Source organism: Nitrosomonas sp. Nm132, from assembly GCF_900100485.1.
GTDB lineage: Bacteria > Pseudomonadota > Gammaproteobacteria > Burkholderiales > Nitrosomonadaceae > Nitrosomonas.
Genome location: NZ_FNDH01000057.1, coordinates 1 through 12,263 on the forward strand (window position 1 = coordinate 1; position 12,263 = coordinate 12,263).

General features: G+C 43.4%; 12 protein-coding genes. 6 read left to right on the forward strand and 6 right to left on the reverse strand.

What is annotated here, in order from left to right; all coding sequences use genetic code 11:
• Window positions 1–103: 103 nt before the first annotated feature.
• On the reverse strand, window positions 104–865 hold the full coding sequence (locus tag BLP80_RS13195; protein WP_090543984.1) for a hypothetical protein: 762 nt from the start codon (window positions 863–865) through the stop codon (window positions 104–106).
• 440 nt (window positions 866–1,305) lie between these two features.
• Here BLP80_RS13195 and BLP80_RS13200 point away from each other — a divergent pair, with 440 nt between their 5' ends.
• The 3 genes from BLP80_RS13200 to BLP80_RS13210 all read left to right on the forward strand — a co-directional run bounded on the left by BLP80_RS13200 (window position 1,306) and on the right by BLP80_RS13210 (window position 4,369).
• A complete protein-coding gene (locus BLP80_RS13200; RefSeq protein ID WP_090543986.1) occupies window positions 1,306–1,731 on the forward strand; it encodes a Fur family transcriptional regulator in 426 nt (141 codons plus the stop codon).
• Window positions 1,732–1,785: 54 nt separating this feature from the next.
• The gene (locus BLP80_RS13205; protein ID WP_143002300.1) at window positions 1,786–2,097 is read left to right on the forward strand and encodes a hypothetical protein; all 312 of its coding nucleotides are present in this window, start codon (window positions 1,786–1,788) and stop codon (window positions 2,095–2,097) included.
• A 166-nt stretch (window positions 2,098–2,263) separates the two neighbouring features.
• Window positions 2,264–4,369: a TonB-dependent receptor gene (locus BLP80_RS13210; protein ID WP_256325105.1), complete on the forward strand. Its 2,106-nt coding sequence runs from the start codon at window positions 2,264–2,266 to the stop codon at window positions 4,367–4,369.
• Between the two features lie 59 nt (window positions 4,370–4,428).
• Here the strand turns inward: BLP80_RS13210 and BLP80_RS13215 are convergent, their stop codons facing one another.
• The 5 genes from BLP80_RS13215 to BLP80_RS13235 all read right to left on the reverse strand — a co-directional run bounded on the left by BLP80_RS13215 (window position 4,429) and on the right by BLP80_RS13235 (window position 7,764).
• Entirely contained in the window at window positions 4,429–4,809 is a 381-nt protein-coding gene (locus tag BLP80_RS13215; protein ID WP_090543990.1) for a SirB2 family protein, read from the reverse strand.
• Window positions 4,809–5,294: a hypothetical protein gene (locus tag BLP80_RS13220; RefSeq protein WP_090543992.1), complete on the reverse strand. Its 486-nt coding sequence runs from the start codon at window positions 5,292–5,294 to the stop codon at window positions 4,809–4,811. The genes BLP80_RS13215 and BLP80_RS13220 overlap by 1 nt, the downstream gene beginning before the upstream one ends.
• A gap of 57 nt (window positions 5,295–5,351) precedes the next feature.
• Window positions 5,352–5,699 carry a SpoIIAA family protein gene (locus BLP80_RS13225; RefSeq protein WP_090543994.1) on the reverse strand — a complete coding sequence of 116 codons (348 nt, stop codon included), beginning with the start codon at window positions 5,697–5,699 and terminating at the stop codon, window positions 5,352–5,354.
• A gap of 67 nt (window positions 5,700–5,766) precedes the next feature.
• Window positions 5,767–6,618, reverse strand: coding sequence for a DMT family transporter (locus BLP80_RS13230; RefSeq protein WP_090543996.1), 852 nt, complete (start codon window positions 6,616–6,618; stop codon window positions 5,767–5,769).
• A 39-nt stretch (window positions 6,619–6,657) separates the two neighbouring features.
• Window positions 6,658–7,764 (reverse strand): aromatic ring-hydroxylating oxygenase subunit alpha, encoded by a 1,107-nt coding sequence (locus BLP80_RS13235; RefSeq protein ID WP_090543998.1) that lies wholly within the window; start codon window positions 7,762–7,764, stop codon window positions 6,658–6,660.
• Window positions 7,765–8,050: 286 nt separating this feature from the next.
• Here BLP80_RS13235 and BLP80_RS13240 point away from each other — a divergent pair, with 286 nt between their 5' ends.
• The 3 genes from BLP80_RS13240 to BLP80_RS13250 form a co-directional block, all read left to right on the forward strand.
• Window positions 8,051–9,436, forward strand: coding sequence for an adhesin (locus tag BLP80_RS13240; protein ID WP_090544000.1), 1,386 nt, complete (start codon window positions 8,051–8,053; stop codon window positions 9,434–9,436).
• A gap of 128 nt (window positions 9,437–9,564) precedes the next feature.
• Window positions 9,565–11,751: a primosomal protein N' gene (locus tag BLP80_RS13245; RefSeq protein ID WP_090544002.1), complete on the forward strand. Its 2,187-nt coding sequence runs from the start codon at window positions 9,565–9,567 to the stop codon at window positions 11,749–11,751.
• A 171-nt stretch (window positions 11,752–11,922) separates the two neighbouring features.
• Window positions 11,923–12,263, forward strand: a 341-nt coding sequence (locus tag BLP80_RS13250) for a transposase (protein WP_143002301.1), incomplete at its 3' end; no start/stop codon positions are given.

Consider the following 12,263-nt stretch of genomic DNA (forward strand, 5'->3'; position numbering starts at 1 on the left):
AACCACTACATCTTATTCCTGCACTGAAACTCAGCAAGCCTACTTTCTCAACCACAGCTATGTCAAGAATTTTGGGTAAGAATTTATTACTTAGATATGGAAATTATGATTTCTCAACCGTCTCTTTGTTTGGGCTTTTGCGTTGTAAAAAGAAGAAAGTTAGCCCCCCTGCTACGCCAAGCAGAAGCATGATCTCCAACATACCAAAACCGGAGCCATGACCACCATGCCCCCCATCTCCTCCAACATGCAGCGGAACGCGGACGACAGGACGAACAGTATCACCTTCCACCTTTTCCAGTAATATTACATATTGACCAAGCTCTTTCAGCTCTGTCGCAACAACAATAATTCCCGAAGGATACGTCTCGGGTGGCATATAAAAACCATGATGTTCACCAGCACCATGTGATACAGCTTTGTGCTCCTTATGTTTTTCTACATCATGCCCATCGTGGCTATTATGCTCATCATGTTCCATTTCATGATCTTTCTCTTTGCTAGCATTGCCAGGCGCAGCCACATCGCCGCGAGCTTCCCCATGTCCCTCATGCCCCGCCTTTACTAGACGCACGGCAAGCGGTATCTCACGAGCATTGGCAGGCAACTCAATCGTCACATTTACCTTTCCAATATTTGGCACATGATCGCAATATGAATGCATAGGAGGAATATTACCCTCTGGCACCTCATAAACGCTGACAGTTACAGGAAAATCTCCCGTCTCAACCTGACACCCTCCATGCCCAGCATGATGCCCTTCATGTGCGAGCATCAGCTGCGCATAAAGTGAAAATGCTGCTAATGACAATACTACTGCTACGCATAATTGCATAACCCATCTATTACGTGAAGCCTTTCTCATACTTTCTCCAGATTCTTAATCTTAATCAATATGTAATCTGCTCAGCGACATTGCCCAGCATATTTGCTTGTGATTGTATAACAAAAAATTAAGGAAAGTCTGAATAAGTGCGTCAGCAAGAATGCAACAGGACGCGCAGCACATATAATTAGCCATACACATCAAACAGATAAAATTTAGAATGAATGCTACCCAATCTATAGCAATAGTGAATAGCCACTTATATTCAAAATTTTTTAAGAAGCAAAATATCAATCGCCAGAGATAAAAAATTCTGTCCAACAAAACAAAATATTTCTTATGCACCTAGAGATTAGGAAAAAATGAGATACATAAGGATTTGATTTTTTGAACGAACCTCATGACCGGCAAATTGCCATTGCATAAATTGATTTAATTGGACTATACTTAAATGCAACTAAGTTGCAAATATGCTCTCTATGCCAAACAATTTCCATGAAAAAGCCAAAGAGTTGGTTAGACATACTGGTGATCGCGCCACTCATCACAGAATCCGAACACTTGCCACTCTATTGGCAGAGCAGCATGCGCTTACTCATCGTGAAATTGAAGAGCGATTAAACGTGAAACAACAGCTGGATCGCGTAACGCTTTACCGAGTTCTTGAATGGATGAGCAAGAAAAATTTAGTACACAAAATAGCAGGAGATGATCGTGTATGGCGCTTCCGCGTCAATACGGAATTACACACGCATCAACACGCTCATTTCATATGTACACGATGCACCAAGGTAACATGCCTAGACGATCTCAAGATTAAACCTGGGCCCTCCTTACCACTTGGCTATTTACTCCATGAAATTGAATTAACGGTTAAAGGATTATGTGCTGAATGCGCTTATTAGATTAACTATTCAAAAAATGGAATAACAACATTTCTCTGCAAAATGATCGCCCTCATGCCTCATAAAACTATTATTCTAATTTTTTCACTATCATTACTTTCTATACCCATCTTACAAGCTGGGCATTTGCTGGCGCACTTCGAGGTATTGCAAGTTGAAACAATCATAAACAGCCTAGATGAAATTGATGATGGCATTAATCACCACTGCTTTGATTGTTTAGCTCTAAAAGCATTGGGGCCTTTTTTGCTTTTTCTGAGTTTTCTTTTTTCCGAAAAATTTACTAGTCGGCCACTACCTGGTTATATCAACAAATTCGACTATTATAGCGTTACCTCTGTTTACCATACCCGTGCCCCCCCTTGATTTTCAAACTTTACCAGTATTTTGATCATGTAGCCTTAATCCAGCGCTGAGCCTGATTAAACAAAGCATTCTCGATTCGTAAAATCATTACCTAACAAAAAACTAACAGGGCCATCGTCCCCAATAATGCAACCAAGTTGCATTATTGGGCTCAGCAATTCTTCTAATGCTTAACCATAGATCATGTTTTATCAGTATGCTATCTTATAAATTTATAAAAAATAGGATCCCATATACAGACAACCAAAGAGTACAATTTAGGTTACCTATTATTGGTTTAGCTATCTTTAGCTTCAACAATGCTATTGCTCAAGCGGAAGAGGTCAATAAAACAACCCAACTCCCCGAAATCGTCATAACCTCGACACCATTTCAAGACCGTAGTGAGCTAAATATGGCTCAACCTACCGCTGTTTTACATGGAGACAACCTCCGTCGAAAGCGTGAGGTAAGTCTTGGTGATACTTTATCCACTGAACTTGGTGTAGCTTCAAGCTCATTTGGACCGGGTGCTGGTCGACCTATTATTCGCGCCTTAGATGGGCCACGCATTCGAGTGCTGGAAAACAGTGTTGGCACGCTGGATCTCTCCTCCCTGAGCCCGGATCATGCTGTCACTATCGAAACACTCAATGCTTCACAAATTGAAATTTTGCGGGGCCCAGCAACACTGCTTTATGGTGGCGGCGCAACAGGTGGCATAGTGAATGCTGTAACTGGTCGCATTCCCGGTCAATTGTTCAAATCGTTAAAGGGTAATTTTGAAGTCCGTGGAAATACTACCACTGAAGAAAGAACGGGATCTTTTAATGTTAATAGGAGTTTTGGTCAAACATCATGGAGTATCGGTGGTTTCAAGCGTAAAACAGGTGATTATCATATTCCTGGGCAAGCGAATATTAATCAGAGCGTTCATAACGAGAAGAATGTAGTTAGAAACAGTGCGGTTGATTCTCAAGGCCTGTCTGTCGGCGGCTCATACGTCGGCGAGAGAGGATTTTTCGGTGGATCTATCTCATTGCTGGAAAGTAAGTATGGTATCCCGACCCCTGAAAGATCCAGTATTGACTTAACACAAGCCCGTTATAACCTGGCTGGCGAACTAGACAGCCCTTTCACTGGTTTTGAGAGACTCAAAGTACGTATGGGCTACAATGACTACAAACATGATGAACTTGAAAATAATAATGAGCTAGGTACTCGCTTTAAAAATCGAGAACTGGAAAGCCGAGCTGAGTTTCTGCATTCACCTATTGCAAATTTAAAAGGGTTATTCGGCATACAATTTCAGGATCGTACATTTTCTGCTTTGGGTGAAGAAGCGATCGTACCTGTTACCAAATCGCGCTCTACCGGACTTTTTCTTATCGAAGAACGCAACTGGGATAATTTTCGATTCGAATTTGGTGGACGATATGAATATGCCACCCGCGATCCACAAAATGATATCGACCAATCGCGCACATTCAGTCTTTTTAATGGCTCCGCAGGCACTTCCTGGAATTTTATAAAAGACTATAGGCTAGGATTAACGGCAACACACGGTCAACGCGCGCCAGCAATAGAAGAGCTCTATGTGAATGGCGCTCATCATGCCACAGGCACATTCCAGATTGGTGATAATGCCTTACGCAAAGAAGCGACCAACAATTTTGATTTATCCCTTAGCAAACCTTCCGGATTTGTGAAATGGAAGGTTAACGCCTTTTATAACCGGTTTAATAACTATATCTTTTTTAGAAACATCGATACTGATGGTGATGGCATTGCTGATCGTGTTGATGAAGATGGAGGGTTAGATTCACAAGGTGAATTTCAAGCACTGGATATAGCTCAGACCGATGCCACATTTTATGGAGCAGAAGCGGAGGTCATTTTTACTCTCAAACCTGATAACCTAGACTTGCGTCTGTTTACAGATTATGTGCGTGGTAAATTAGACAAAAAGAACGGAAATGTACCTCGTACGACACCACAACGTTTCGGATTGGAACTAAACTACCAAATCGGCCCCTGGACTGCGAATCTAACTACGATACACGTTCTACGCCAAAACAAACGCGCAGAACTTGAAAGCAGCACTCCGGCCTATACGCTACTCAATCTTGAAGCTAGTTATCGAATAAAAGAAACTCAATCAAACGGTATCAGACTCTTTGTTCAAGGTAGAAATTTACTTGATGAGGAAATACGCATTCATACCTCATTTTTAAAGAACTTTGCACCACAACCTGGAAGAGCTCTAGTAGCGGGAATAAGAGGTGATTTCTAGACGTTACTCAATATCGAAAGATTCTTGCAAAGAGACTCAAGATGTCACATAAAGCTCAATTATAGGAATATTGCAGGATTCTTAGTTAGCGCAACCAGCACAATATAGAAGAATACTAGCTGAGCCATGATCCATGCACTCACCTTAACTATGCGGGTCTTACCAAATCTCAGTGCGACCATGCCCAGTCCAATATAAATAAGCAGTCCTACAACCTTTGCAGTTAGCCAAGAATCCACAAGCGGATTCTGTTGTATCAGGATAGCCAGCATGATTGCGCTGGAGAACAGCACCGTATCAATGACATGCGGCATTATTTTTACCCAGCGCTGCTGCAATTGAGCTGATGCACGCATCATCCATATACCCCGAGTCAGAAATAACAAATAACTCAGCATGACGCTGGATATATGAACCAACTTTAATAGGGTATAACTCATCACCATTTCTCTAGGAAAAACCAACCATGGCTGCCTGCAACTGCACCCGCAACTGTAATAACACTAATACTCAATAAAAACCAGTGCAAACGCAGAATCAGTGCAAACGTCTTTTCCGGCTTGCTTTGCGCTCTGGCCTTAAACCATTTATGGAGTACCCATGGCTCCAGCACAAACAACATCAGCGTAAAAATAGCCCATACTAATACCATGGCATGCATCCACCAGGAATGGAATTCAGCAAAACGATTCCAGCCATCGAGGATATACATCATGTAAAAACCGCTCAGTCCTACCAGCAATGTGGTGAAGCGCGCCTGAGCAGCAAAGCGACTTTCAATATGCTCAAAGAAATCGACACGTTCTTCAGCTGATTTCATTTTTGCTACCGCAGGAAGCAAAACTGTCGTCACCATGGCGACGCCTCCAATCCAAAGCACTACTCCCAATACATGCAATACCCTGGCTAATACAAACTCATCCATACTGAATCATGCTTGCTTGAGCTTTTTCACGTAAAAATGCAGGCAGTAGCTTAAAATTTATTCGCCAGAAGTCCATTCCTTTGCTTCATCATAATCAGAAAAAACAACCACATCTGCATCGATGAACAAGTTTGACACCCAAGCACTCCATGCCTGCCATTGGTTATCAGTGACTACCGCAACCCGATTAAATTCGCTACCATGCTCGCGCATGAACTTGATTTCTTCCCATGCGACATCTACCGTGTAATTCACCATATCCCGCCAATCAAATAACAGATTTAACTGATCCTCAGAATGTGCCCGATATAGCACCTGGTCTTCAAATTCTTTATAGTCGCTCAAGGTAAATTCCCCGATTACAGCTACGATCATTAGATTATTGATTTTTTGAATAGTAATCATGTGCGTATTCCCCGATATAATGTATCTATTATAAGCAATTGATTTTCAATATGTGAATAGCCTATTTCTATTGACTACGAACGCTAACTGGTGCAATTCTTAGGCTTAGCAAGCCACCTAACACAATCATCCCCATCCCCATCCAAGCAGAAATTGGCAGAATTTCATTCCAGAAAAAAGCATCCCACAACCCCGCAAATAATACCGTACTATATGCAAGCGCACCGACCACCATCGTTCTACCGACACGATAAGCCCGTGTGAGCGCCAGTTGTGCAAGTGTAGCCGTTATGCCAATCCCGACTAACAGCCATACGTTACTGGATGTAATAGCACTAAAGTTAGTTAACGATAACCACATGCCAGTAATCACCGTACAAATCAAGGTAAAATAAAAAACCACCAGCCATTCAGACTCACCTAGCTTACCAAGCTGCTTCAAATTAAGATGTGCAACGCTTGCCAGAATACCCGAGATCAAACCGACTAATCCCGCCTGCCACTGATCTTCATGCAAAGAGGGACGTAGCAATAAAACCACTCCTATAAACCCGAGCACGACCGCCATAACCAACGCCCAATGCAAGTGCTCTTTTAAAACAATCGTCGCCAACAGCGCTAGAAATAACGGCCAAGTATTATTCAGTGACACCGCGGTTGCCAATGGCAGTTGCGTAATGCAATAAAAAAACAACAACAACCCACCAAGGCCGAATAACCCACGCCAGCAATGGATTTTCCAATGTTCAGTCGCCAATGAAACACGGCTGGCGCGCATAGCTAAATACGTTAATAGCAGGCCAAACAAAGAACGATAAAATACTAGTTCGATACTCGAAAAATGTGCCGCACCCAACTTTACCAGCAGACCCATGCAAGCAAACATGAAACCTGCCACGAGCATCCAAAGCGAGTCCATCAGTAATTAACCAATGAGAAATGCAAATCAGAACTACAGCTAGCGTAAGTAGGATCCTATCTCCCTTTGCAGGAAATTGTGAAAATGCGCCATTCCCGCTTCCATCGGCATTTGATATGGACCAAATTCATTGATATTCTGCTGATAAAGTGCACGGCGACCGTCCGTCATCAACCTGCAAATTTCCTCATCTTCTATTGCTGTTTCACGATAAGCAGCTTGCTCCGTCTCAATGAATTCTCGTTCAAACAAAGCAATTTCTTCCGGGTAATAGAATTCAATAACATTCATGCAGCTCTCCACCCCAGTCGGCAAAATGGTACTAATGACCAGTGTATGGGGGTACCACTCAAGCATTACATTAGGATAATAGAGTAGCCAAATAGCACCATAAGACGGGAGTCGATTATCATCATACTGCAGCACCTGCTTGTGCCACCTGTCATAAACAGGTGTGCCCGCCCGATTGAACTCAGGGTTCACCCCCACTACCTGAACGTTATACCAATCGCCAAATTCCCAATCAAGTTTATTTGTGTCGACAAAATGCCCTAAACCAGGATGATAGGGCTCAACATGATAGTCCTCTAAATAAACTTCAATAAACGTTTTCCAATTACATGTGTAACGATCTATTTGTACGCGATCCAACACATGATTGGAAAAATCAAAATCTTTAAGTACACTTAGATGCGTCATATCATGCATAACATTGCGCTCACCAGCAAACAACAGACCGTTCCAGGTTTGCAAGGTTGTTCTACCTAAATCAAGACAAGGATTTTTGTTAAAGTGCGGCGCTCCCAACAGCTTGCCATCCATCGCATAAGTCCAGCGATGGATAGGACAAACAATATTTCTGGCATTCCCACGTCCTTTCAGCAAGAGCGACTGACGATGGCGGCACACATTTGATAACAGCTCGATTCCTTTCTCATTGCGAACCAATACCTTGGCATCACTCATCCATTCCATAACATGGTAATCCCCAACATTAGGCACCATCAATTCATGCCCAATGTAACCAGGACCTCGATCAAACAATTGCTGTTTTTCCAATTCAAAAATATGTGGGCTAAAATACCAGTCAACAGGAAGTTGTTGGGGCTTCTCAGTCAATTGTGATACTTGCGCTAGACTAAACATATGAAATCATTTATTAAAGTAACGTTAAACAGAGTTTGATGCCCAATTGACAAATCAAATACTCAGAAATTCAAAAAAATCAGTAAAACAGAAAATTGCGTCTATACTTACACTACTATAATAGGCGGATCGCTAATAGGTTTCGCTTTGAGGATTGTGATTGCAATAAGGCCTTACATCTCTGAGACTTAAATCTACATTATCCACTTATTCCATAAGATTACAATCTTGGGGTTATGCGGAAATCGCATGAATTGATTAAACATAATTTGGAAGAGTCATCTCAATGAAATTCAATCAACAAACAAAAAAAACTTGCATGCTTCTAGCAAGTGCATTCATTATCAGTCTTACCTCCTGCGATAGTAGCCAGGAATCTGTAAACGTCAAAAGTAAAACTTCACTTAAAGGACCTACCACCGGGATACTCACCAACACCGCACCCGTTGCAGGTGTTTCCTATATTGCCTCTTCTGGTTCGACTGGTATCACTGATGCGCAAGGTGTTTATCGTTACAATCATGGCGATAATGTTAAATTCAAGTTGGGTGAACTGGTCATCGGTGATATTGAAGCATCGGCTATCGTTACGCCTATAGAACTGGCTGCAGGCAATGAGAACAAACTAAAAAATCTGCTTATCCTGCTGCAATCCCTCGATTCAGATGACAACCCAGCAAATGGAATTTCCATTCCTGCAGAAGCAGCCTCTGCTGTTAAGTCCACACTCGATCTCGAAGCTGATCCAGCCACATTTGCTGACACTGCTATGCTCCAAGCTGCTCGAGAATCTGCGGGTATACCTGGTGAGATTAAATCTGTGGAAGAAGCAAGTGAATACTTCCTCTCTCAAGGAATTACCTTGCTTAGCAGCCACATCTGGGTAAAATACGACAATCAAAGCGCAAGCATCATACATATCGCTGAAAATGGAAGTGGTGAATACTTGCAGGGCGAGGCCACAGCAGATGACTCTTGTGATGAAAACCGCATATGTGGTGGTAGCACCATTATCAAAGCTGGGGTGGAATATGGGATCACACGCGCCGAGGAATTCGATACCAGAGGATTTAAGCTTACTGGATCACCTTCAATCGATACCAACCTACGAGCTGGTTTATCGCATCCGCGCCCTACCTGGAGAATCCATACTAATGGTGATGAACTCATCATTTCGGATATCGTAGTTGCACAAAGGGAAAGGCAGCAAAGCGGCCTCTTCGGCGAGCTCTTTCACATTTCACGCCCAATTGAACTCAGCTCAGATGATGAGCCCATTCCAACTGAGATCAAGGAAAAGCGATATGCCAAAATGGATAATGTAACTAATGGGATTGTTGGCGCATGGGGATTGAACAAAGATACTGTAAAATCAAAATTATTTCTGTTCTTTCCTAATAGCAGATTTATGCTAATCGATCCTACAGGAAAAACTTATCAATCCGAGGAATCAAAATGCGGAACGCCAGGTGTTGAGTTTGCTTCGTATGCTTTTGATTCCAGCACGAAAGCCTTGAAAATATCAAGCTTTATTTATGATACCAACGGTTGCGTTGGCTTCTCAGATAGTTCTGATAAATCGATTTCATTTGACATTAGCTCGGATGGTAATACTGCAACCCTAACCACGCAAGGCGAAGCCCCTGTGATCTTGTACAGGGCATCAAACTAATTTCGCAAGTCCCCATTTAAAGACAAGCAAACTTCTAAAACTTGCATTAGTCGGCGAGAGTATGAACGCAACTCTCGCCGCTTTCTCAGGCCTACAACATCATCACCCATGTCTGAGGAATTCATCAAATGATGATCATCCGTGTCGCACTCGATATTCCAATCGATAGCCTGTTTGATTACATCGCTCCAGATGCAACGCAACAAGATATCGGTTTACGCGTACGCGTTCCTTTTGGTAAAAAAATCATGATAGGCATCATCATAGCCCTATCCAATGATACCCAAGTTCCGCATGACAAACTGAAGCAAGCTGAAGCTATTTTGCGGGATATTCCTCCCTTGCCTACTGCACTCATGGAATTATTTGAGTTCTGTAATCATTATTACCATCATCCGATCGGAATGGTCATCATGAACGGATTGCCCACACGATTGCGCAGCATTAGGCCCCTCCCACAACGATCTATCAAGCCATCATTCCTATTCCGTTTAACTGATACAGGCCAAGCAATAGCACTTTCTTGCATCCCCGGCCGAAATAAAATTAAACAGCGCCTGCTTGCTCGACTTAAAGAAGTGGACAACATCGGTAGTGAAGAAGCAAAGCGGCTCTCTCCGCGTGCTTCGAGGTTATTGCAGGAATTTTTAGTTCAAGGATGGGTAGAAAAGGTTCTAGTGGAACTGGAATTCACATTAAATGCTCCTCCTACTCTCCAGCTCACAGCCGAACAAATCACAGCAGTCAATGCTATTCAAGCAGAAATAGGCACATTCAACACCTGGTTACTCCATGGCGCCACAGGCAGCGGCAAGACCGAGATTTATCTACAAGTAACTTCAATGCTGCTAAAACAAGGACGCCAGGTACTCATCCTGGTTCCTGAGATCAACCTTACTCCGCAACTAGAAGCAATTTTCCGGTCACGCTTCCCCGCTACGCATCTGCTCAGCCTACACAGCAAACTCAATCCTTCCGAGCGCATAAGTGGCTGGCTACAGGCACAACGAGGTGAAGCAGGCATTATCCTTGGAACACGCTTAGCCATCTTTACGCCATTGTCCAGGTTAGGTTTAATTATCGTAGATGAGGAGCACGATCATTCATTTAAGCAGCAGGATGGATTACGCTACTCAGCACGTGATATCGCGGTTTTTCGTGCAAAACAGGCCAATATCCCCGTCATATTGGGCTCTGCCACACCTTCACTGGAAAGCTATTACAACGCCATGATCGGTCGATATCGCAGGTTGCGTTTATATACCCGCGCAGCGAAGAACGCCACACTCCCAACCATACGTTATATCAATACGAACGCCATTCAGCTCAAAGAAGGGCTATCTGAGCCTCTGCTCATTGCACTGGAAAACTGCTTAACCCAAAAACAGCAAAGCATGGTTTTTATCAATCGCCGCGGTTATGCACCGGTATTATTATGCAAATCCTGCGCATGGCTTGCGACCTGTTCGCGCTGTTCCAGTCGTCTCGTTATACACTTGACACAAAAAAGCCTACGCTGCCATTACTGTGGTCATAAGGAACGCCTTCCACCCGCCTGCCCACAATGTGGTGACCAGGATCTCATGCCGTTTGGTCATGGTACTCAACGGATTGAAGCTGCATTGGCAAAATTTTTTCCTGAAGCACGCATTCTTCGTGTCGATCGTGACAACATCCGTCGCAAGGAAGCCTGGCAATCCATATTAGCTGCGATCCATGAACAACGGGTAGATATTTTGATAGGTACCCAACTTCTGGCGAAAGGGCATGATTTTCCTAATCTGTCCTTGGTAGGTGTGCTAAATGCTGATGCTTCCTTATATAGCACCGATTTTCGTGCAGAAGAACGGTTGTTTGCGCAACTGATGCAAGTTGCCGGACGAGCAGGTCGTGCGGAAACTGCTGGAGAGGTCCTCATTCAGACCGAGTTTCCCGATCACCCTCTATACCATGCACTAAGACATCACGATTACGATGCTCATGCACAAATACTGCTAAAAGAAAGGGAAATCACTCATTTTCCTCCCTATTCCTACCAAGCGCTCCTTAATGCCGAAGCACCCCAAATTGACATCGCCATGGACTTCCTCACACTGGCGATCACACTCATCAAACCTACGGAGCAAATAGAAATATTCGATCCGGTCCCTGCACAAATGGCACGACTAAAAGGACTAGAACGTGCACACCTACTCATACAGTCCCACTCTCGCAAGAGATTGCAGGCATTTCTCAGCGACTGGTATATAAAACTCTGCAAATTCCCCAACCGTAAAGTACGCTGGACTCTGGATGTTGATCCAATAGAATTTTGAGTGAAATCAGACTCGATTTGACATACTCAAATCATTAAAAATGATCATCAGAAAAGATTACTAGACCAATAACCCTAGGGTCTGTTGACGTTTTGAGGTAAGTATTTCATAAATCGAAGTAAACTCGTAATATTGAGAGATTTTTACACCCCTCCACAAAACGAGTTTGCGATGCCCCGACTGATGCTCACTGATGAATTCTGGCCGAAGCTGGAGAAGATTCTGCTTCAAGAAGCGATTTATAACAAGCGCAATCTGCACATGACGGTGGAGGGTGTGCTATACCGAATGCGGGTTGGTTGTCCGTGGCGGGACTTACCCGAGGTTTTTGGATGCTGGAATTCCATCTATAAGAGATTCAATGCTTGGTCATCCACTAACAAGTGGAGCAGAGTTTTCAAGGCGCTGATTATTGATCCGGATTGGGAATGGGAATGGGAATTTATTGATGGCAGCTACGTTAAAGCGCATCAGCATAGTGCGGGAGCTGCCGGCAAGAAGCCGCAGGCCAT